Source organism: Stenotrophomonas sp. 3diitr2024 (assembly GCF_042136455.1).
Lineage (GTDB): Bacteria > Pseudomonadota > Gammaproteobacteria > Xanthomonadales > Xanthomonadaceae > Stenotrophomonas > Stenotrophomonas sepilia.
Genome location: NZ_JBHHMJ010000068.1, coordinates 1 through 21,259, shown reverse-complemented (window position 1 = coordinate 21,259; position 21,259 = coordinate 1). Strand labels below are relative to the sequence as shown.

Here is a 21,259-nt window from a genome sequence, read left to right as displayed (position 1 = left end):
CGCCATGGATGGCGCCATCGAGCCCCCATGGACGGGTTCACGGCGTGTCCTGCCTACCCACACCGCCCCGCCATCCCACGGAATGCCGCTTTTGCTGTTGCTGTTGCTGTTGCTGTTGCCGGCCAGCGGCCGGCACTACCGTTCAACGCTCAGCCCCTGCGCCGCTCGATCAGGTTCAACAGTGGCCCGGTCATCGCCGTTGTCACCAGCGCCATGATCACCAGCACCGCGAACAGCCGGTCACCGAGCAGGCCAAGTTCGTAACCCAGGTTGAGCACGATCAGCTCCATCAGGCCACGGGTGTTCATCAGTGCACCCAGCCGCCACGCCTCACGGGCGGGCATGCCGGCACTGCGTGCGGCACTGAAGGTACCCAGCAGCTTGCCCGTCGTGGCTACCGCGATCACCACCACGCACAACAGGACATCGCTGGCCTGCAGCGTATCGGCGCGCATGCGCAGGCCGGTCATGGCGAAGAACAGTGGCAGCAGCAGCGTCACCGCGAACGGTTCGACGCGCGCCATCAGCAGGCCGCGCAACTGTGCGTTGGACGATACCGCTACGCCCGCCGCGAACGCACCGAACAGCGCATGGATGCCGAGCATTTCAGTGACCAGCGCACTGCCCAGCGACAGCAGCAGGATGCCGAGCAGCCAGCGTCCCTCACGGCCCGGCGCGATCTGCTGGCGGGCGAACCACGGCTTCACCAGCCCCAGCATCAGCGCCACGAACGCGACCACGCACAGCAGGTTGAGGCTGGCCGGCAGCCATCCGCTGGCCTGGGCGGCGGCCACGATCAGTGCCAGCAGGCACCATGCGGTGGCATCGCCCAAAGCCGCGCAGGCAATCGCGGTCTGGCCCAGCGACGTCTGCGTGATGCCACGGTCGGCGAGGATGCGCAGCAGCACCGGGAACGCGGTGATGCTCATCGAGATGCCGACGAAAAGTGCGAATGCGGTGAAGCCCACCCCCTGTGGGCCGTGCTGCGGGTACAGCCAGATCGCCAGGGCGACGCCAAGCACGAACGGCACCGCGATGCCGGCATGACTGACCGTAAAGGCAAAACGCCGGCGTCCACGCAGCGCCGCCAGGTCCAGCTCGGCACCGGCCACCAGCAGGAACATCAGCACACCCAACTGGCTGAGCATGCCCAGCGGGCCCAGCGAGCTGGGCGGGAACAGAGCTCCATGCAGCGGCGGCAACAGGCTGCCGAGCATCAATGGGCCCATCATCAGGCCGGCGGCCATCTCGCCGATCACCGCCGGTTGTCCAAAGTGCTTGAGCAGCGCGCCTGCGCCCTTGGCCACCAGCAGCAGCACCAGCAGCTGCAGCAGGAACAGGCCCAGCGGCGACGCCAGATGCTGCAACCAGGTGGCTTCGGCCGTGGCCGTGGCCGTGGCGCGGGCAACAGCCTCGGGCGCCGCCGGCCCGGCATAACGGGCCAGCAGCACGCCAGCCAGCAGCGGGACCCCAGCCCAGGCCAGGTAGCGCCATCCCCACTTCGTCGGTGGCGCCGGGCCCCCGCTGTGTACGTCCATGAACATTCCCCAATGTGCAGGGGGGCGATCATACAAAAAGGGGACGGAGGGGATTAAGTCGTTGGTGGCACAAGCGCCCCGCCCCCCCTCCGTCCCTTTTTCGGGGCTTACGCCAGTGCCTGCTCGTGCACGCCAGCGATCGCACGCCCCGACGGATCTGCAGCAGCGGCGAAGCTGGCATCCCACGCGATCGCCGCTGGCGACGAGCAGGCGATGGACTTGCCACCCGGCACGGTCTCGGCGGCCGCCCGGCTCGGGAAGAACTGCTCGAACAGATGACGGTAGTAGTAGGCCTCCTTGGTCTGCGGCGGGTTGTGCGGGAAGCGCTTGTCGGCCGCTGCCAGCACACGGTCGCTCACCTGAGCTTCGGCATGCGCCTTCAGCCCGTCGATCCAGCCATAGCCAACGCCATCGCTGAACTGCTCCTTCTGCCGCCACAGGATGCTGTCCGGCAGGTAGCCTTCGAACGCCTCGCGCAGCACCGCCTTCTCGATGCGGCGGCTACCAAAGCCTGCACCGACCATCTTGTGCGCGGCGTCGAAGCGCATCGCCACATCGAGGAATTCGCGATCCAGGAACGGCACCCGCGGCTCCACACCCCAGGCCATCATCGACTTGTTGGCGCGCAGGCAGTCGTAGTTGTGCAGCGCGTCGAGCTTGCGCACCAGCTCGTCGTGGAACTCACGCGCATCCGGCGCCTTGTGGAAGTACAGGTAACCACCGAAGATCTCGTCGCTGCCCTCGCCGGAAAGCACCATCTTCACCCCCATGGCCTTGATCCGCCGTGCCAGCAGGAACATCGGCGTCGATGCGCGGATGGTGGTGACGTCGTAGGTTTCGATATGGCGGATCACTTCCGGCAGTGCATCAAGGCCCTCCTCGAAGGTGTACTCGAAGCCGTGATGCACGGTGCCCAGCGCCTCGGCGGCGATGGCGGCAGCGGCCAGATCGGGAGAGCCCTTCAAGCCGATCGCGAATGAGTGCAGGCGCGGCCACCAGGCTTCGGTCTGCCCCCCATCCTCGATGCGACGACGTGCATAGCGCGCGGCCACCGCCGCCACCAGCGACGAGTCCAGGCCACCAGACAGCAGCACGCCGTACGGCACATCGCTCATCAGCTGGCGTTCCACCGCATGCTCGAAGGCCTGGCGCAGCTCGGCCAGATCGGCCTGGCGACCCTGCACGTCAGCGTAGTCGCGCCACGGCTGCTGGTAGTAGCGCACCAGCTCACCACTGGCACTGTCGAAATAGTGGCCCGGCGGGAACTGGGCGACGTCGGCACAGGTATCGACCAGTGCCTTCATTTCCGAGGCGACGCGCAGGCGTCCCTGGGCATCGTGGCCCCAGTACAGCGGCACCACGCCGACCGGGTCGCGCGCCACCAGCACACGACCGGCACCACGGTCCCACAGCGCGAATGCGAAGATGCCATTGAGCTGCTCCAGCCACTGCGCCGGCGAAGCGCCCTGGCGGTACAGCGCATTGATCACTTCACAGTCCGAACCGGTCTGGAAGTCATAGGCGGTGGTCAGTGCGGCCTTCAGTTGCTGGTGGTTGTAGATCTCGCCGTTGACCGCCAGCGCCAGCTGGCCGTCGGCCGACAGCAGTGGTTGCGAGCCGCCGGCCGGGTCGACGATGGCCAACCGCTCGTGGACCAGCAGCGCGCCTTCGTCAAGATACACGCCGCTCCAGTCCGGGCCGCGGTGGCGCTGGCGCTGCGACAGTTCCAGCGCATGGCGGCGCAGGGCCGGAAGATCGTCACCGGCCTGCAGGCCGAAGATTCCGAAGATCGAACACATGGGGGAGCTCCTGTTGGGGGAATTTCACGGGTGGGAGGGTGTTCGACCGGCCATCCAGGCCCGGGTGGGGCTGCGCCCGGGCACAAAAAAAACCCGCATCGACCGATGCGGGTTTTCTGGTGTCCGGGCGTGTGTTGCTGTCTATCTACCCAGGGCGCAGTCCCGCATCGGCCGCGCACGATTATTCGCGCGCAGATTATTGCGGTTGTTGTTATTGACGGCGGTGGCCAGGCGGATCGACATGGCATCGACCCTACCCCGGTTTCCGGCACGGCGCAACCGTTGCGTTGGCAACCAGGTGAAGGTGTGCCGACCAACGGTCGGCACCCAGCAGTCGGCACCCACAGGGGTAGCGCCGGGCCGTGCCCGGTGCCATGCCTCACACCAGCAGCCGCTCCACCAGCCGCTGGTACAGCCCCGGCAGTGCTTCCAGTTCGTCCACGCGCACGTTCTCGTCAACCTGGTGGATGCTGGCGTTGACCGGCCCCACTTCGATGCACTGCGCGCCCAATGGCGCGATGAAGCGGGCATCGGAGGTGCCGCCGCCAGTGCTTTCCTCCGGTGCACGGCCGATGTGCTCGGCCAGCACCGCACGCGCAGTGGCGCGCAGCGTGCCTTCCGGGGTGTAGAACGGTTCGCCGCTGCGATGCCACTTCAGCGTGTACTGCAGGGCATGCCGATCCAGCAGCGCGGTGATCTCCGCTTCCAGTTTCGGCGCATCCCAGTGCGGGTTGTAGCGGATGTTGAAATCCACCTCGAGCTCGCCGGGAATCACATTGTTGGCGCCCGTACCGGCATGGATGTTGGAGACCTGCAGGCTGGTCGGCGGGAAACTCTCGTAGCCGTCATCCCAGCGCCGTGCGCTCAGCTCGGCCAGGGCGGGCGCCGCCTGGTGGATCGGGTTGCGTGCCTTCTCCGGGTACGCCACATGGCCCTGTACGCCCTGCACCCGCAGCTTGGCCGACAGGCTGCCACGACGGCCCACGCGCAGCAGGTCACCGAGCGTCGCGGTCGACGACGGCTCGCCGGTGATGCACCAGTCGATGCGTTGGCCGCGCTCGGCGAACAGCCGTGCGACGTGGCGCACGCCATCGATGGCATCGCCCTCCTCGTCGCTGGTCAGCAGCACCGCCAGCGTGCCGGGATGATCGGGATGCGCGGCCACGAACTGCTCGGCCGCCACCACGAACGCCGCCACGCTGCCCTTCATGTCGGCGGTGCCACGGCCGTACAGCACGCCATCGCGGATCTGCGGCGTGAACGGGTCGCTGGCCCACGCCTCGCGCGGGCCCGCCGGCACCACGTCGGTGTGGCCCAGCAGCACCAGCACCGGCGCGCCCTGGCCATGGGTCGCCCACAGGTTGTCGACCTCGCCCAGCCGCAGGTGATCGCACTGGAACCCGGCCTGCTTCAGGCGTGCCGCCAGCAGTGCCTGGCAGCCGGCATCGTCCGGCGTCACCGAGGGCCGTGCGATCAGTTCGCAGGTCAGGTCGAGGACCGCGCTCATGCGTCACCCACGCCGAAGCGGGCCTTGAAGCCATTGTCACTGAAACCCTGGCTGACCGTGCCGTCGGCGGTGACCACCAGCGGGCGCTTGATCAGCTGCGGGTACTCGCGCAGCAGCAGCTTCCATTCCGCCTCGGAATCTGCGGCCTTGCGGTTGTCCGGCAGCTGCCGCCAGGTGGTTGAGGACCTGTTGACCATCGCGGCCAGGCCACCCAGCTGCTCAGCCCACGCCAGCAGTGTTTCCGGGCTCGGCTTGTTGTCGCGGTAGTCGACGAAGGTGTACGGCACGCCGAAGCGGTCCAGCCACTTGCTCGCCTTCTTGCAGGTATCGCAGTTCTTCAAACCGTAGACAGTGGTACTCATGGCCATCTGTGATGCTGGAAAACAGAGGCCCAGAATCTCACAACAGGCGCTCGGACACGACCCGGAACGGTACCCTTGGCAGCCGGAAGGCCAGCCCCTCGTGCAGCGCCACGTCCATCGCCTGCAGGCGCGGGCACTGCAGTTCGCCTTCCAGCTGCAGCGGCTGCAGGCTGTCGACATCCACCTGCAGTGCGATGCGGGTGCTGGCCCAGCGCCGGTCGCAGGTGCGCGCAATGGCCTCATCCTGGCAGGTCAGGAAGCGCAGCAGGGCCTGATGGCCCCCGAAGCCCCCCCGCCACGCCCCTTCCTCCCAGCCCGCAGCGGCCCGCCACTGCAGGTGCAGCGCAGGCGCACTCCCCTGCCCGCCTTCGATCAGGGTGTGCCCATCGCCATCGACGCGCACCACATGCTCGAAGCGCGTGGACAGGTGGGGCTGCATGGCATCGCTGAAAGCGCGCGCGCCGGCGACGAAGGCCAGCTGGTCCATCACGTTGCGATCGAACAGCACGACCGGGGTCCCGCCCGGATCATCGTCACGGCGCAGGTACCAGCGCCAGTTGCTCTGCCCTGGCGACGGCATCAGGCAGCGCAGCGGTCCCGCCAGCGCCGGCCCGAAGTGGCCATGGCGATAGCTGAGAACGGTGTAAGGCGTGCGTCCGGCATGGACCACGTAGTGATGGCCTGGTGGCGCTGGCGGGGCATGGCGCACATCGACCCACCAGCTCGCGTAGACCACGTCGCGCACGTCGCTGACCAGCACCGGCATCGGCCAGCGCCGCGACAGTGCCCGGCGCAACCGGGTCCAGCGCGGAGCGTGCAGCAGGCGCGGCAGCATCCGTCCGAACGCGTTGTCGGACGGATGCCGGTAGATCGCGGACTGCGCCAGCTCCTCCGGCGCACTCACCTTCAGTCGGCCAGGCCGCGCAGCAGGTCGTTGACGCTGGTCTTGCTGCGGGTCTTGGCATCAACCTGCTTGACGATCACCGCGCAGTACAGCGAGTGGGTGCCGTCCTTGCTCGGCAGCGAGCCGGACACCACCACGCTGTACGGCGGGATGTAGCCGTAGCTGATCTCGCCGGTGGCGCGGTTGTAGATGCGGGTGCTCTGGCTGAGGAACACGCCCATGCCGATCACACTGTGGTGGCCCACCACCACGCCCTCCACCACTTCCGAACGCGCACCGATGAAGCAGTGGTCCTCGATGATGGTCGGGCTGGCCTGCAGCGGCTCCAGCACGCCGCCGATGCCGGCGCCGCCGGACAGGTGGCAGTGCTGGCCGATCTGCGCGCAGGAACCGACGGTGGCCCAGGTATCGACCATGGTGCCTTCGCCGACGTAGGCGCCGATGTTGGTGAAGCTCGGCATCAGCACTACGTCCTTGCCGAAGTACGTGCCGCGGCGGGCGATCGCACCGGGCACAACGCGCACGCCGCCACGGCGGAACTTCGCTTCGTCATAGCCGGCGAAGCGCGACTCGACCTTGTCCCAGAACGGTGCCGGTCGTGCATCGACCACCGCCATGTCGTTGACGCGGAAATACAGCAGCACGGCCTTCTTCAGCCACTCGTTGACCTTCCAGCCGCCCTGGCCGTCCGGCTCGGCGACGCGGAATTCACCGCTCTCGAGACCGTCGATCACGCGGTTGACCAGCGGCCTGGTCGAGCCTTCCAGCTCATGCAGGGTCAACGTGGCGCGGCGCTCGAAGGCGCTTTCGATGCCGAACTTGAGTTCTTCCACGCCGGGTGCCGACGGCTTGCGCAGCGACTTGCGGGCGATGGTTTCGGCGCGGACGGCTTCCGCGCTCTTGGCCGGGGCCGGCTTCTTCACAGCACGCTTGACCGCAGCCATTTTCTTCGCCGGGGCCTTCACCGCAGCGGCCTTCTTCGGCGCAGTGGCCTTCTTTGCGGCCGGTGCGGCTGCAGCAGGTTTCCGGGCCGCTGCGCTCTTGGGGGTCGCGGCGGTCTTCTTGGCGGGCTTGGTGGCCATCAGGCGGGGTCTCCGGCGTTTCGATCAGGGTCCAGGCAGGCCAGCATTGCGTCATGCAGCTGCTGCCGGGCAGGTTCAGTCAGGGGGAGGTCGTGTTCGTCACTGATCACGAAGGTGTCTTCGGCGCGCTCGCCGAACGTGGCAATGCGCGCATCATGCACGCGCAGGCCCTGGTTGCGCAGCACGAACGCCACATCGGCCAGCAGGCCGGGACGGTCGGGAGCGACCAGGGCAAAACGGGTTGCGCCCGGTTCATCGCGGAACTCGATGCGCGGAGCGAAGCGGAAGTGCCGCAGTTGCCGCGGTACCACACGGCGCGACGGCCGCAGGCGCGCCAGGTCACCACTGAGTGCCTCGCGCAGCGCCGCCTCCAGGTTGGCACTGCTGCCATCGGCAAACGTGTCGGCCGGGTTCACTTCGAAGGTATCGAAGATGGTATCGGCCGGACCGTCCAGCACGCGTGCGCGGTGAATGCCATAGCCCTTGCGGTCCAGGGTCATCACGATCGCGGCGAACAGGCCGTCGCGGTCGGGCGAGTGCACGAATACTTCCAGCGCCGGGTCATCCACACTGATCCGGCGCACCTTCACCAGCGCCTGGCCCTGCTTCACCGGTACCAGCGCGGCTGCTTGCCAGGCCAGCTGCTCGGGGCGCAGACGAATGAAGCCCTCATCCGGCATCACCGCGAACTGGCGATCGATGGTGGCATCGTCGTAACCCTGCTCGCGCACCAGTGCGCGCACGCTGTCACGTGCCTCGGCCACGCGTTCGGCGGCCGGTACCGGATGCTCCAGCCCCTCGCGCAGCGCGCGCCGGGTGGCGAAGTACAGGTCGGCCAGCAGGCGGTCCTTCCAGGCATTCCACAGCTTCGGGCTGGTGCCGGCGATGTCGGCACAGGTCAGCAGGTACAGGTAGTCCAGGCGGTCGCGGCTGCCGACCAGAGTGGCGAAGCGATGGATCACCACCGGATCGGCGATGTCCTGCTTCTGCGCGGTCACCGACATGCGCAGATGCTGTTCGACCAGCCATGCCACCAGCTCGGTATCGGTGCCACTGAGCGCATGCGCCTGGCAGAACGCACGCGCGTCCACCGCACCCAGTTCCGAGTGGTCGCCGCCGCGGCCCTTGGCGATGTCATGGAACAGGCCAGCCAGCAGCAGCAGTTCCGGCTTGCGCAGGCGTGGCCACACTTCGTGCGCGATCGAGAAGCGCTCGTCGGCACGGCTGCTGGCGAACTGGCCGATGTTGCGCAGGACCATCAGCGTGTGCTGGTCGACCGTATAGACATGGAACAGGTCGAACTGCATGCGCCCGCTGACCTGGGCAAACGCGGGGATCCACTGGCCAAGCACGCCCAGCCGCGCCATGCGCGAAAGCGTGTCGACCGGGCGCTGGCCGCGCAGCAGGGACAGGAACTGCTCGCGTGCATCGGCATCGGCCTGGTCGTAGGCCGGCAACAACGGCAGCGCTTCGGCCAGCGCGCGCGCGGTCAGCGAATGCAGGCCTCGCACCTGTGGATTGTTGGCCCAGCTGGAAAACAGGGCGAACACCTGGCCGATGTCACCGCGCGGCCAGTCGGCCTCGTTGGCGGCCAGGTAGCCGCGGCGCAGGGAGAAGCCCACGGTCAGCGGTTCCGGCTGGGCCTCGCCATCGAACTGTTCCTCGAAGCGCTGCAGCAGGCGGTCGCTGATCCGGCGCACCACCAGCGCGGCGCGGTAGAAGCCCTGCATCATTTTCTCGACACCGAGATTCTCGGCATCGTCTTCGAAGCCCAGGCGCGCGGCCAGGGTCTTCTGGTAATCGAAACGCAGGCGCTCTTCCGGGCGGCGCGCGACCAGGTGCAGGCCGAAGCGCAGCCGCGCCAGCACCGCACGCTCGCGCTTCAGCGCAGCCGCTTCGTCGGCACCCAGGTGGCCCAAGCCGACCAGCGCTTCCAGGTCGCGTACGCCGAAGGCGCGCAGCGCCATCCAGCCCAGCGTGTTGAGATCGCGCAGGCCGCCGGGACCATCCTTGATATCCGGCTCCAGGTTGTCGGCAGTATCGCCGAAGCGCTGGTGGCGGTTGCGCAGCTCTTCCAGCTTGGCCAGGAAGAAGGCACGCGCCGGCCACAGCTCGCGGTCGTCGATGGCCTCGCGCAGCGCACGGCGCGCTGCATCATCAGCCAGGATCGGACGCGCCTCGATCAGCGCGGTCAGCACGGTCTGGTCAGCCGCCGCCTCGCGGCACTGCAATGCAGAACGCACCGCATGGCTGACCGCCAATCCGCAGTCCCACAGCAGCGCGAACAGGCGTGCCAATGCCGCTTCATGCGCCAGTTGTGCGGGCGGGTCGCCGAACACCAGCAGGTCGATGTCCGAACGCGGAAACAGTTCCCCCCGGCCATAGCCACCGACCGCGAACAGCGACAGGCCGCTGTCGGCCGGCAGGCAACGCTGCCAGGCCAGGCGGATCAGATGGTCGGCCGCGCGCGCCCGCAGCGCCAGCAGGCGCTCGATGTTGTCGCCCTGGTCGAAGCGGCGATACAGGCGCGCGTCGGCCTGCTGCAGCGCCTGGCGCGCGGCAGCAGCCCAATCCGGGTCGTTGAGCGACGCGGCCGGCGTGTCCAGCAGCGAACTCGCCGGCAGCATCGTCAGGAGACCTGCGACTCGCCCGGCGACAGCGTCAGCACGTCGACGCCGGTCTCGGTGACCGCGACCATGTGCTCCCACTGCGCCGACAGCTTGCGGTCCTTGGTCACCACGGTCCAGCCATCCGGCAGCACCTTGTTGTAGCGGGTACCCTCGTTGATCATCGGCTCGATGGTGAAGGTCATGCCCGGCTGCAGCACCAGGCCCTGGCCCGGGCGGCCGTAATGCACCACCTGCGGCTCGTCGTGGTAGACCTTGCCGATGCCGTGGCCGCAGTACTCGCGCACCACGCTGAAACGCTCGCCTTCGGCATAGCTCTGGATGGCATGGCCGATGTCGCCCAGGGTGGCCCCCGGGCGCACCGCGCGGATGCCGCGCCACATGGCTTCGTACGTGGTTTCCACCAGGCGGCGGGCCATCACCGACGGGGTGCCGACGAAGTACATGCGGCTGGTGTCGCCGTGCCAGCCGTCCTTGATGACGGTGACGTCGATATTGATGATGTCGCCATCCTTGAGCACCTTCCCTTCGCTGGGGATGCCGTGGCAGATGACATTGTTGACCGAGGTGCACACGGTCTTCGGGAAGCCGCGGTAGCCGACGTTGGCCGGAATCGCGCCCTGCACGTTCACGATGTGGTCGTGGCAGATGCGGTCCAGTTCCTCGGTGGTGACACCGGGCTTGACGTGGGGGGTGACGATGTCGAGCACTTCGCTGGCCAGGCGGCCGGCGATGCGCATCATCTCGATTTCCTGCGGGGTTTTCAGATTCACGCTCATGGCACCCATTATCGCCGATCCGGCCGCAATCTGAACGAACGCCACCCAACTGCCGATCCGGGTCATGCACCGGCAATGAAAGTGAAAGCGTGATGGCCTCCGCTCTTTCGTCTGCCTAATTATCACGGATTACAGACACTTACGCCTCCTAAGCTGGACCCACCGTCGTCCAAGCGGCACCGAACGTGCCGTCTTCGCCTTGTTCAACGGACCTTCGGGTCAGGGAGGTTGTTCATGCGATCCCCAGTTCGATCCCCGCTGGCATGGGCCGTGGCCGGGTTCCTGCTGTCCAGCCCGGCAATGGCCGCCGACACCACCACCTTCAATGTCACCCTGGTGGTCACCAAGGCCTGCACCATCACGGCGGCGGCCGCGACCAACGTGGACTTCGGCACCGCGGCATCAACCACCACCACGCCCACCCTGGGCCAGGGCACGGTAACCGCCCAGTGCTCGGCACTGACCCCGTACACGATCTCGCTGAATGCGGGCGCCAATGCCAGCACCGCCAATGACGTCACCACTCGGCGGATGAAGAACACCAATGCGGCGGTGACCGCCAACAACTACGTCGGCTACCAGCTCTACCAGGATGCCGCACATACCCTGGTCTGGGGCGCCACAACCGGCACCAACACCCAGGCCGGCATCGGCACCGGCCTGGCCGTGCCTTACATCGTCTACGGCCAGATCCTGAACCTGAGCACCAACAACCCTGCCGCCGGTAGCTACCTGGATACGGTTACCGCCACGATCACCTATTGATGGAGCACGCCCGCATGGCCGGATCCCGCCCGTGGCGCGCCACCGGCGTGGCGCTGCTCGCCCTGTACCTGCTCGCCATCGCGGCCGCCGGCGCTACCAGCCTGCAGGTGGCCCCGACCAGCCTGCAGCTGGAAGCCCGCCAGCGTGCCGGCGAATTGTGGCTGACCAACAGCGGCACCTCACCGGTGAAGCTGCAGGTACGCGTGTTCCGCTGGGTGCAGCAGGACGGCCAGGAACAGCTGCTGCCCACCGATGCGTTGATGGCCACTCCGCCGATGCAGGAACTGGCCGCCGGACAGCAGCAGCTGGTGCGGGTCATGCGTGCGGACAAGGAACCGCCAGCGGCACAGCAACATTACCGCCTGATCGTTGACGAGGTGCCCGACCTGGCCACCCGCGCGGGTGGCATGCAGTTCGTCCTGCGCTATTCGATCCCGGTGTTCGTGCAGCCCTCGGCCGGCACGCTGGCGCCGCAGCTGCAGGCCCGGCTGGTAAAGCTGGCGGACGGCCGCAACGGCGTCGAAGTAGCCAATTCGGGCAACAGTTACGCTCAGATCGCCGATCTCGCGCTGGGCAGCGCCACGCGCCCGCGCATCGTCCATCCCGGGCTGCTGGGCTACGTACTGCCCGGCCAGGTGATGCGCTGGCCGATCGAACGCACGGCGATCGACCGCGACAACGACCAGATCACGGCCAAGCTCAATGGCGAGTCGGAACAGACGCCACTGTCGCCCCCACCGGCTCGCTGAGGCGTTGATGGGCGCGCTGTTGGCTGCCCTGGCTCCCGCGGCGACCGAGGCCGCCGATGTGTCCGGCGTGGCCACGGCTGCTGATGTTTCCGGCGTGTCGGCCGATGCGATCCTGCCCGCCCCCACCCCACTGACCGCCAGCCAGACGCTGTACCTGGATGTGTCGCTCAACAGCACGCCGCGCGGCCTGCTGCCGTTCACCGAGAACCGTGGCCGGCTGCAGGCCAGCCCCGAAGTGCTGCGCCAGCTCGGCTTCAACGCCAGCGGCGATGCACCGGTCTACCTGGACCAGATCAGCGGTGCGGTGGTGCGCTACGACGCCCACATGCAGACCTTGGCGCTGGACGTGCCGCTGGACCAGCTGACACTGCCCACCACCGTGCTCAGCCGCCCGCAGACGCGCGCCCCCACCGGCAGCGCCTCGCCCGGCGTGCTGCTCAACTACGACGTCTACGGCAGCCGGGTGGACACGCTCGGCACCCTCAGCCTGAGCTCGGAGCTGCGCGTGTTCGGTATCGGCAATGGCACTTTCGAGAACACCGCCATCAGCCGCCGCTACCAGCAACCCGGCGATCGTCATTGGCGCGGCTCCAGCGTGCGTCTGGACACACGCTGGAGCCTGGATTTCCCCGATAGCGCAATGACCCTGGAGGTCGGCGATTTCTACAGCGGGTTCGTCGACTGGACGCGCCCCGTGCGCCTGGGCGGCCTGCAGATCGGCCGCAACTATGGCCTGCAGCCCTACCGCGTGCTGACGCCCACGCCGAGCTTCCTCGGCCAGGCCGTGGTGCCCTCCACGGTCGAGCTGTATGTCGATGGCCTGCGCCAGTACAGCGGGCAGGTGCCGGTCGGTCCCTTCCAGCTCGCAGCACAGCCCGGCATCAGCGGCACCGGCAACGCGCAGGTGGTGGTGACCGACGCATTCGGACGCATGCAGACGCTGGACTTCAGCTTCTACGGCACCCAGCAGCTGCTGGCCAAGGGCCTGTCGGACTGGTCGGTCGGCGTCGGCCACCTGCGCCGGGATTTCGGCGAGCGCTCCTTCGCCTATGACGATCGCACGGTGGCCAGCGCCAGCTGGCGCGGCGGTGTCACCGACGCGTTCACCGGCGAGGCGCATGCCGAAGGCGGCGGCGGCCTGGCCCAGGGCGGCATTGGCGGCTGGTGGCTGCTCGGCGCCGCCGGCGTGTTCAATGCCGCCTATGCGCACAGTAACTACCACGGCCTGCAGGGTGGGCAATGGGCGCTGGGCTACAGCTGGAACAACCGTCGCTTCAACGTCAATCTGCGCAGCGTGCGCAGCCACGGCGACTACCGCGACCTGGGCGCGCTGCAGGGCAACCTGCCACCAAGCATCAGCGAGCAGGCCACGGTCGGCCTGGACCTTCTGCGGCTGGGCACGCTCAGCGCCAGCTATCTGCGCCTGCGCTACCCCGACGGCGACGACAACCGCTATGCCAGCCTGTTCTGGTCGCGCACCTGGAGCCAACGCTGGTCGGCCTACCTGTCGGTGAACCAGAACCTGGACCGCAGCGATGACCGCAGCATCTACCTGTCGATGACTGCCAGCCTGGGCAACAATCGCCAGGCCAGCCTCTCCAGCCAGCGCAACGGCGACAGCCAGAGCTGGGTGGCGGACGTGACCCAGCCGGTGCCCGGCGATGGCAGTGCCGGCGGCGTCGGCTGGCGCGCACAGCTGCGCCACGGCGAGGACGGTAACGGCGGCCTGGCCGAAGTTGGCATCCTCAACGATGTCGGCCGCTATTCATTCGGCGCCTCGCGCCAGGGCGGGCTCAACTATGCCTACGCCAGTGCCAGCGGCAGCCTGGTATGGATGGGCGCGCACGCCTTCGCCACGCGCGAGGTATCCGATGCGTTCGCGGTGATCAGCACCAATGGCGTCGGCGGCGTCCCGGTGCGGCTGGAGAACCGCCTGATCGGTGTCACCGACGATCGCGGTCTGCTGCTGGTCAGTCCGTTGCTGTCCTGGCAGCGCAACCGGGTCTCGATCGACACCCTGGACCTGCCCGAAGACATGCGTGCCGACCGCATCGAGGACTGGGTCACGCCGCGCCAGCGCGCCGGCACCCGCGTGACCTTCCAGCTGCGTTCGCGGTCGTCACTGAGCCTGACCCTGCTGGCGATGGACGGCCAGCCTCTGGAGGTGGGCAGCGAGGTGCAGCTGCCTGACGGTCGCCAGGCCACGGTCGGCTACGACGGCCTGCTCTACCTGGAAGATGTCGCCGCCGGCAGCGTGCTGTACGTCACCACCAGCCATGGCCCGTGCCGGGTGAAGGTACCGGACCTGCCCAAGGTGGTGGCGTCCGGTGCCCGCCCGAAGCCGGCACCGCAGCAGTGCATTCCGGAGGTGGCGCCATGAGGGTGCTGCTGCTCTTCCTGCTGCTGTGGGCCGGCCTGCTGGCAGCGGCGCCGGCCGGCGCCACCGCGGTCTGCACGGCGGTCGCCGATCCGACCCTGCCGTTCGGCAACATCAACAGCAACGCACCCGGCCCGAGCACGGCCAACCTCAACATCACGGTGACCTGCACCACCGCCGCGCTGAGCCTGCTGGCCACCACCGGCGTGCGCGTCTGCGTGGGCATCGGCGCAGGCAGTGGCGGCGGCAGCAGTTCCACGTTCCGCACGATGGCCACCTCTACCAGCGACACGATGAATTTCCAGCTGTACAACAACGCCAGCTTCGGCCAGGTCACTGGCCTGGTCCCGCGCGGCACGCCGCCAGCGCAGGAGCTGACCATGAGCTACAACGTACCGCTGCTGACCGGCGGTAGTGGTGCGCAGACTGTGCAGCTGTTCGGTCAGATTCCGGCCAACCAGGTCCTGGCCTCCGGCGCGTACAGCAGCACTTTCAGCGGTGCCAGCGTGGTGCTGACCTGGGCCTGGAACGAGGTGCTGGCCGGTAGCGCCACCATCCCCGCCACATGCAACGGCGGCGCCACCGGTACCAACAGCGCGAGCGCGGCCTTCAGTTTCACCGCTACCGCCAACGTGCTGCCGCAATGCGGCAGCTACGTCACCACCAACATGAATTTCGGCAACGTCACCGGCGGCATCCCGGCCAACATCGACCAGACCGCCACCCTCACCCTGACCTGCCTGAAGAACACCGCCTTCCAGGTCGGCCTGAACAACGGCCAGAACAATCCCGCCGCCACCACCACCCGGCGCATGGCCACCACCATCGGCAACAGCACCTACTACCTGCCCTACGAGCTGTACCGGGATCCGGCACGAAGCCAGCGTTGGGGCAACACCCTGACGGTCGACACGGCCAGCAGCACCGGCACCGGAAGCGCACAGCAGCTGACCATCTACGGCCGGGTACCGCCGGTCACCGGCCAGCCCCCGGCCGGCACCTACAACGACCTGGTGACGGTGACGATCACCTACTGACCTGCGTGCCGACCAACGGTCGGCACCCACCGGACGAAGGCCGTGCCGAGCGCGGGCTCGGCGCTACAGTTGCGGCGCATCCGGCCGATACCGCGCAGCGAGTCTTTCAGTACGGTGGGTGGCAGGTGGTTCGCGCATTTCTGATCGGGGCGATGCTGGTCGCCAGCACGCCGGCCCGCGCCGAACCGCGCAGCAGCACGCTGCAGATCCGGCTGACCGTGGTCGAATCCTGCAGCGACGATGCCGGCGCTCCCCGTTGCGCGGCGCCCCACCAGCGCAGTGACGCCCCCAAGGTGCCGCCCCAGGTCCGCGACCTCGCACCACCGGCGACAGACGACAGCGCAATGCCTTCCGTGACCCTCATCTACTGATGCGCGCGCTGCTGATCCTGCTTGGACTGCTGCTGGCGCAGCCCTCGGCGGCGCTGGAGCTGTTGCCGACCACCCTGCAGCTACCCGCCGAAGGCGGCCGCGCGGAACTGTGGCTGCGCAATCCGGGGCCCGGCCGCTGGCAGGGGCAGGTGCAGGTGCTGGCCTGGGAGCAGCAACTGGACGCCGAACGACTGCAGCCCAGCGACCGGATCCGGGTCAGCCCTGCGCGGCTGGACCTGGCCCCTGGCAGCACCCAGCGCGTCTGGCTGCTGCCAGCCGGTCCGCCAGCATCGGTGGGTGAACAGGCCTATCGGATCGTACTGGCGCCGGCCTTGCCGGGATTGCCCCGCTACTCGCTGCCGTTGTTCCGCAGCCCAGCGGCGCCAGCGCTGCATGCCCGGCTGCAGGCCCGCGTCGAGGCACTTGGGCCTCAGGCCGTGCTGCGACTCAGCAATTCCAGTACGCTGCATGGCCGCCTGCACGATCTGCGATTCATAGCGGCCGACGGCCAATCGTCGCTGCTGGTGGCCGGGCTGGCCGGCTATATCCTCGCAGGCCATGAACGCCGCTGGCCCCTGCCTGCCCGCCCCGATGGCTATGTGGGCGGCCACTTCCGGGCCCGTCTGCAGGACGGCCGCGAGGTCGATCTGGCCGCATCTGACCCTGCAATTGCAGCGGACGCCCCCAGCGGGCTATAATCGACCGGATTCCTGCCGCCTGCGTGCGCGGGAGCCCGTCCACACCGGACGTCACCGGTGAATCCACACCTGCTGCCCCCATCCGTGCCGGGGTGCTCCGCGAGGAGTTCGGCCACGGAGGCAACAGGGAAGCCCAACCCCGGAACCGATCGCGCTTCCACGCGTCCCGCATACCTATCCCGCGGGCGGAATCGCTGGTTCCATATCAGGAGTATTGCAATGCCCCAGGTCACCATGCGTCAGATGCTGGAAGCCGGCGTCCACTTCGGCCACCAGACCCGCTACTGGAACCCGAAGATGGCTCCGTACATCTTCGGCGCCCGCGGCAAGATCCACATCATCAACCTGGAAAAGACCGTCCCGCTGTTCAACGATGCGATGAACTTCATCTCGTCGGTTGCCCAGAAGCGCGGCACCGTCCTGTTCCTGGGCACCAAGCGCAGCGCCCGCGAAACCATCAAGGAAGAAGCCGAGCGTTGCGGCATGCCGTTCATGAACCAGCGTTGGCTGGGCGGCACCCTGACCAACTTCCGTACCGTCAAGCAGTCGGTTGCCCGCCTGAAGGAACTGGAAGCCGGTGAAACCGACGGCACCTTCGAGAAGCTGGTCAAGCACGAAGTGCTGGGCCTGCGTCGCGAGCGCGACAAGCTGGAAGCCTCGCTGGGCGGCATCAAGGACATGAACCGTCTGCCGGACGCCATCTTCGTGATCGACATCGGCCACGAAGACATCGCGATCAAGGAAGCCAAGAAGCTGGGCATTCCGGTCATCGCCGTGGTCGACACCAACTACAACCCGGAACTGGTGGACTACGCCATCCCGGGCAACGACGACGCCATCCGCGCTGTGCAGCTGTACGCCCGCGCCGCTGCCGACGCCGTGCTGGAAGGCAAGGCCGCTGCCCCGCACGCCGCTTCGGTGCGCGAGGAAGAGTTCGCTGAAGCCGCTGCTGAAGGCGAAGAGAAGCCGGCCCGCCGCGCTCCGGCCAAGAAGGCTGCCAAGAAGGGCGACGACGCCCAGGCCTGATCCAGGCCCCGGGTGGACGCCCGGCGTCCACCCTCCCTGCACGCAGCCCCTGGCGCGTGACAGGACCGTGTCACACGGGCCGGCCACCATGCCGGCCCAACCCCTTTCTTTCGTGAGGTAATCCCGTGGAAATCACTGCTTCCCTGGTCAAGGAACTGCGCGAGCGCACCGGCGCCGGCATGATGGAATGCAAGAAGGCGCTTACCGAAGCCAACGGCGACATCAACGCCGCTGCTGAAGCCATGCGCAAGTCCGGCGCTGCCAAGGCCGACAAGAAGGCTGACCGCGTGGCCGCCGAAGGCCGTCTGGGCCTGGCCCAGGACGGCGGCAAGGCCGTGCTGGTCGAAGTCAACTCGGAAACCGACTTCGTCGCCAACGATGACAACTTCAAGTCCTTCGTCAACGCCGTCGCCGCCGCTGCTCTGGCATCGGGCGCCACCGACGTCGAAGCCGTGAAGGCCGCCACGCTGGCCGACGGCCGCACCGTTGAAGAAGCCCGCGCCACCGCCGTGCAGACCCTGGGTGAGAACATCCAGATCCGCCGCATGGTCAAGGTCGACACCACCGGCAACATCGGTGCCTACGTCCACACCAACGGCAAGGTTGGCGTGCTGGTCGACCTGATCGGCGGCGACGTCGAGCTGGCCCGTGGCCTGGCGATGCACGTGGCCGCGCTGAAGCCGCCGCACAACAAGGCTGCGGACGTTCCGGCCGAGTTCGTCGAAAAGGAAAAGGAAATCGAGCTGGCCAAGATGACCGAGAAGGACAAGGCCAAGCCGGCCGACATCCTGGAAAAGATCATCAGCGGCAAGATCAACAAGATCGTCAGCGACGTGACCCTGTACGGCCAGACCTACGTGCTGGGCGACACCACCGTCGAGCAGGTGGTCAAGGCCGCTGGCGCGGACGTGGCAGGCTTCAAGCTGCTGATCGTCGGCGAAGGCATCGAAAAGGTGGTGGAAGACTACGCCGCCGAAGTTGCCAAGGCGATGCAGGTCTGATTCCAGCCCTTCGGCTGTGAAACGACCAGAAGGAGCCGCGGGAAACCGCGGCTCTTTTTTTATGCATGGGCCCAGGGATTAACCCATGGCCCACCGGTGGGGGCGCACCGTTGGTGCGCTCAACCGGCACCTTTGCGTTGCGCTCGAATCAAGCCGATACTCAGTCGCAGGGAATCCTCAGTCACTTAGCAGGAACGAAAATCGCGGACTGTGATGCATTCCTAGGTATTCTTGCCCCAATGGAATTGAACGACCCGACATGCCTCCCGAGCTGACAGCTGCCCTGGCGCTCTGCCGCAACCTGCCTTCGCCACCCGGTATTGCCCTGCGCATCATCGAACTGGCTCAGGACCCGGAAGCGGACATCGCCACCGCCGCCGACATCATCGCCATCGACATGGCGCTGAGCGCTCGCATGCTGCGCATCGCCAATTCGCCGCTGTATGCCAGCCGCCGCCGCATCGAGAACCTCGGCCAGGCGCTGACCATGCTGGGCCTGAACGCCACGATCAGCCTCGCCCTCGGCTTCACCGTCACCCAGGGCCTGACCGACGGTGGCGCCGACCATGACCTGCGCCAGCGCGCGTGGAAGCGCAGCATCCTCAGTGCCCTGGCGGCCAGCCAGCTGGGCCAGGCGCGCGGCCTGCGCCGGCTGGAGGAGCTGATGCTGGCCGGACTGCTGCAGGACCTGGGCGTGCTGTGCCTGGCCCAGGCCGAGTCGGAGCGCTACCTGCCACTGCTGCGCGAGGCACGCGACAACATCGACCTGGTTTCCCTCGAGCGCGAGGCGCTGGGCTGCAGCCACGCCGACGTCGGCGCCTGGGTGGCCGAGCAATGGGGCCTGCCACGTTACCTGGTGGAGAGCATCAGCCACAGCGAGGACGAGGACGCCGCCGAGTCGCCGTTCCAGGCCTGCGTGCAACTGTCCGGCGCAGTGGCCGACATCTGGCTGGATAACGACGCCGATGCCGCGCGCGAGCGCGCCCTGCAGCAGGTGCACGACCGCCTGGAGCTGGACAGCGCGCGCTTCGACCAGGTGCTGGCCCGCATCAGCGAGGCCCTGCCCGACATCGCCAGCCTGTTCGATGCCGGCCTCAATTCGCCGGCGCGGGTGCGCGAGCTGATCGATCACGCGCAGGAACTGGCCACGCTGCGCAACCTGCGCGAACTGCAGGATGCCGACCAGGCACGCCGCCGTGCCGACGAATTCGAGGCGCGCGCCAAGCGCCTGGCCGACCAGGCCCATCGTGATGCATTGACAGGCGTGCTCAACCGCCGCCAGCTGGAAGCGGTGCTGGAGCAGGAATTCCTGCGTGCCGGCCGCCAGGGCTGGCCACTGTCGGTGGCCTTCATCGACCTGGACGACTTCAAGAAGATCAACGACGCCCACGGCCACCTGACCGGCGACGAGGTGCTGCGCGCCTTCGCCGGCAAGCTGCAGGGCCAGCTGCGCAACAGCGACACCGTGGCCCGCTTCGGCGGCGAGGAGTTCGTCGCGCTGCTGCCCAACACCAGCGAAAGCGTGGCCCTGGACGTGATCCGCCGGGTGCTGGCCAACATCGTCGCCACGCCGATGGCCGAGCTGGAGGGCGGGCCGCTGTTCGTCACCTTCTCCGCCGGCGTGGCCACCCAGGGCGGCTACGAGCGCTTCGCCGACGTCCAGGACCTGCTGCGCGCGGCCGACGACGTGCTGTACCGCTCCAAGAACCTGGGCCGCAACCGGGTGATCGCCCGCTCGCCGGGGGCGCTGGGCCATGACGAGCTGTCGGCCACGGCCAGCGCCGAACTGGGCTGAACGGGACGCCCCGGCTGACCGGGCGAACCACCGGATTCTGCGCCGCAGTGCACAAAACACTTTGGCACAACGCCGCATGCGCGTAGAATCGCCCGCGATTTCCACGCACCCGAGGTCCACATGTCCAAGCTCGCCTATCGCCGCATCCTTCTGAAACTGTCCGGGGAGGCGCTGATGGGAGACGAGGACTACGGCATCGACCCCAAGATCATCAATCGCCTCGCCCGTGAGGTCATCGAAGCCCAGCAGGCCGGTGCCGAGGTCGCGCTGGTGATCGGAGGTGGCAACATCTTCCGCGGCGCCGGTCTGGCCGCCGGCGGCATGGACCGCGTAACCGGCGACCAGATGGGCATGCTGGCCACCGTCATCAACGCCCTGGCCATGCAGGACGCCCTCGAGAAGCTGGGTGCCAAGGCCCGGGTGATGAGCGCGATCAAGATCAACGACGTGTGCGAGGACTACATCCGCCGCCGCGCCATCCGCCACCTGGAAAAGGGCCGCCTGGTGATCTTCGCTGCCGGCGTCGGCAGCCCGTTCTTCACCACCGACTCCGGCGCCGCACTGCGCGCGATCGAGATCGGCGCCGACCTGCTGCTGAAGGCCACCAAGGTCGATGGCGTGTACGACAAGGACCCGAACAAGCACAGCGATGCGGTCCGCTTCGACAGCCTGAGCTACGACGAAGTGATCCGCCGCGGCCTGGAAGTGATGGACACAGCGGCCTTCGCTCTGGCCCGCGACAGCGACCTGCCGATGCGCGTGTTCGACATGGGCCAGCCGGGCGAACTGCTGAAGATCCTCAACGGCGCGAACATCGGCACCCTGGTCCAGGGCCGCGACCC

The 21,259-nt window shown here is 67.7% G+C and carries 18 protein-coding genes; 10 read left to right on the top strand and 8 right to left on the bottom strand.

The window, feature by feature from the left end; all coding sequences use genetic code 11:
- Window positions 1-149: 149 nt before the first annotated feature.
- From ABGA94_RS01535 to map, 8 genes are all read right to left on the bottom strand, one after another.
- Complete coding sequence (locus ABGA94_RS01535; protein ID WP_005415870.1) at window positions 150-1,544, bottom strand: cation:proton antiporter; 1,395 nt, start codon at window positions 1,542-1,544, stop codon at window positions 150-152.
- Window positions 1,545-1,645: 101 nt separating this feature from the next.
- Window positions 1,646-3,337, bottom strand: coding sequence for an asparagine synthase B (gene asnB / locus ABGA94_RS01530; protein WP_005415869.1), 1,692 nt, complete (start codon window positions 3,335-3,337; stop codon window positions 1,646-1,648).
- 379 nt (window positions 3,338-3,716) lie between these two features.
- On the bottom strand, window positions 3,717-4,844 hold the full coding sequence (dapE, locus tag ABGA94_RS01525; RefSeq protein ID WP_005415868.1) for a succinyl-diaminopimelate desuccinylase: 1,128 nt from the start codon (window positions 4,842-4,844) through the stop codon (window positions 3,717-3,719).
- Complete coding sequence (locus tag ABGA94_RS01520) at window positions 4,841-5,212, bottom strand: arsenate reductase (protein WP_170944942.1); 372 nt, start codon at window positions 5,210-5,212, stop codon at window positions 4,841-4,843. Before ABGA94_RS01520 ends, dapE begins: the two co-directional genes overlap by 4 nt.
- Window positions 5,213-5,243: 31 nt before the next feature.
- Window positions 5,244-6,110, bottom strand: a complete 867-nt coding sequence (locus tag ABGA94_RS01515; protein ID WP_119706068.1) for a hypothetical protein — start codon at window positions 6,108-6,110, stop codon at window positions 5,244-5,246.
- 2 nt (window positions 6,111-6,112) lie between these two features.
- Window positions 6,113-7,054 carry a 2,3,4,5-tetrahydropyridine-2,6-dicarboxylate N-succinyltransferase gene (gene dapD, locus ABGA94_RS01510; RefSeq protein WP_375366190.1) on the bottom strand — a complete coding sequence of 314 codons (942 nt, stop codon included), beginning with the start codon at window positions 7,052-7,054 and terminating at the stop codon, window positions 6,113-6,115.
- Window positions 7,055-7,191: 137 nt separating this feature from the next.
- Window positions 7,192-9,819, bottom strand: a complete 2,628-nt coding sequence (locus ABGA94_RS01505; RefSeq protein WP_111129611.1) for a [protein-PII] uridylyltransferase — start codon at window positions 9,817-9,819, stop codon at window positions 7,192-7,194.
- Window positions 9,820-9,821: 2 nt separating this feature from the next.
- On the bottom strand, window positions 9,822-10,607 hold the full coding sequence (gene map, locus ABGA94_RS01500; RefSeq protein WP_032955117.1) for a type I methionyl aminopeptidase: 786 nt from the start codon (window positions 10,605-10,607) through the stop codon (window positions 9,822-9,824).
- A gap of 291 nt (window positions 10,608-10,898) precedes the next feature.
- On the opposite strand from map, the gene ABGA94_RS01495 reads away from it, so the two are divergent.
- From ABGA94_RS01495 to pyrH, 10 genes are all read left to right on the top strand, one after another.
- Complete coding sequence (locus ABGA94_RS01495) at window positions 10,899-11,363, top strand: spore coat U domain-containing protein (RefSeq protein ID WP_372486457.1); 465 nt, start codon at window positions 10,899-10,901, stop codon at window positions 11,361-11,363.
- Complete coding sequence (locus tag ABGA94_RS01490; RefSeq protein WP_053497108.1) at window positions 11,363-12,112, top strand: molecular chaperone; 750 nt, start codon at window positions 11,363-11,365, stop codon at window positions 12,110-12,112. Before ABGA94_RS01495 ends, ABGA94_RS01490 begins: the two co-directional genes overlap by 1 nt.
- 7 nt (window positions 12,113-12,119) lie before the next feature.
- Window positions 12,120-14,492 carry a fimbria/pilus outer membrane usher protein gene (locus tag ABGA94_RS01485; RefSeq protein WP_375366187.1) on the top strand — a complete coding sequence of 791 codons (2,373 nt, stop codon included), beginning with the start codon at window positions 12,120-12,122 and terminating at the stop codon, window positions 14,490-14,492.
- Complete coding sequence (locus ABGA94_RS01480; RefSeq protein WP_375366185.1) at window positions 14,489-15,526, top strand: spore coat protein U domain-containing protein; 1,038 nt, start codon at window positions 14,489-14,491, stop codon at window positions 15,524-15,526. The genes ABGA94_RS01485 and ABGA94_RS01480 overlap by 4 nt, the downstream gene beginning before the upstream one ends.
- Before the next feature lie 152 nt (window positions 15,527-15,678).
- Window positions 15,679-15,897, top strand: coding sequence for a hypothetical protein (locus tag ABGA94_RS01475; protein WP_061480195.1), 219 nt, complete (start codon window positions 15,679-15,681; stop codon window positions 15,895-15,897).
- Complete coding sequence (locus ABGA94_RS01470) at window positions 15,897-16,595, top strand: molecular chaperone (protein WP_197599356.1); 699 nt, start codon at window positions 15,897-15,899, stop codon at window positions 16,593-16,595. Before ABGA94_RS01475 ends, ABGA94_RS01470 begins: the two co-directional genes overlap by 1 nt.
- Window positions 16,596-16,814: 219 nt before the next feature.
- The gene (gene rpsB / locus ABGA94_RS01465; protein ID WP_005408748.1) at window positions 16,815-17,621 is read left to right on the top strand and encodes a 30S ribosomal protein S2; all 807 of its coding nucleotides are present in this window, start codon (window positions 16,815-16,817) and stop codon (window positions 17,619-17,621) included.
- A gap of 125 nt (window positions 17,622-17,746) precedes the next feature.
- Window positions 17,747-18,622 (top strand): translation elongation factor Ts, encoded by an 876-nt coding sequence (gene tsf, locus ABGA94_RS01460; RefSeq protein WP_005415856.1) that lies wholly within the window; start codon window positions 17,747-17,749, stop codon window positions 18,620-18,622.
- A 259-nt stretch (window positions 18,623-18,881) separates the two neighbouring features.
- Complete coding sequence (locus tag ABGA94_RS01455) at window positions 18,882-20,417, top strand: GGDEF domain-containing protein (protein ID WP_262221962.1); 1,536 nt, start codon at window positions 18,882-18,884, stop codon at window positions 20,415-20,417.
- Between the two features lie 120 nt (window positions 20,418-20,537).
- The coding region (pyrH, locus tag ABGA94_RS01450) for a UMP kinase (protein ID WP_375366182.1) at window positions 20,538-21,259 on the top strand (722 nt) is incomplete at its 3' end.

Bases quoted from the DNA above. Each gene is read 5' to 3' on its own strand.
- ABGA94_RS01455 (WP_262221962.1), top strand. From the start codon at position 18,882: ATGCCTCCCGAGCTGACAGCTGCCCTGGCGCTCTGCCGCAACCTGCCT.
- ABGA94_RS01485 (WP_375366187.1), top strand. From the start codon at position 12,120: ATGGGCGCGCTGTTGGCTGCCCTGGCTCCCGCGGCGACCGAGGCCGCC.
- rpsB (WP_005408748.1), top strand. From the start codon at position 16,815: ATGCCCCAGGTCACCATGCGTCAGATGCTGGAAGCCGGCGTCCACTTC.
- ABGA94_RS01495 (WP_372486457.1), top strand. From the start codon at position 10,899: ATGGCCGCCGACACCACCACCTTCAATGTCACCCTGGTGGTCACCAAG.
- ABGA94_RS01475 (WP_061480195.1), top strand. From the start codon at position 15,679: ATGCTGGTCGCCAGCACGCCGGCCCGCGCCGAACCGCGCAGCAGCACG.
- ABGA94_RS01480 (WP_375366185.1), top strand. From the start codon at position 14,489: ATGAGGGTGCTGCTGCTCTTCCTGCTGCTGTGGGCCGGCCTGCTGGCA.
- dapD (WP_375366190.1), bottom strand. From the start codon at position 7,054: ATGGCTGCGGTCAAGCGTGCTGTGAAGAAGCCGGCCCCGGCCAAGAGC.
- dapE (WP_005415868.1), bottom strand. From the start codon at position 4,844: ATGAGCGCGGTCCTCGACCTGACCTGCGAACTGATCGCACGGCCCTCG.
- ABGA94_RS01505 (WP_111129611.1), bottom strand. From the start codon at position 9,819: ATGCTGCCGGCGAGTTCGCTGCTGGACACGCCGGCCGCGTCGCTCAAC.
- ABGA94_RS01535 (WP_005415870.1), bottom strand. From the start codon at position 1,544: ATGTTCATGGACGTACACAGCGGGGGCCCGGCGCCACCGACGAAGTGG.
- ABGA94_RS01490 (WP_053497108.1), top strand. From the start codon at position 11,363: ATGGAGCACGCCCGCATGGCCGGATCCCGCCCGTGGCGCGCCACCGGC.
- asnB (WP_005415869.1), bottom strand. From the start codon at position 3,337: ATGTGTTCGATCTTCGGAATCTTCGGCCTGCAGGCCGGTGACGATCTT.
- ABGA94_RS01470 (WP_197599356.1), top strand. From the start codon at position 15,897: ATGCGCGCGCTGCTGATCCTGCTTGGACTGCTGCTGGCGCAGCCCTCG.
- ABGA94_RS01520 (WP_170944942.1), bottom strand. From the start codon at position 5,212: ATGGCCATGAGTACCACTGTCTACGGTTTGAAGAACTGCGATACCTGC.
- map (WP_032955117.1), bottom strand. From the start codon at position 10,607: ATGGGTGCCATGAGCGTGAATCTGAAAACCCCGCAGGAAATCGAGATG.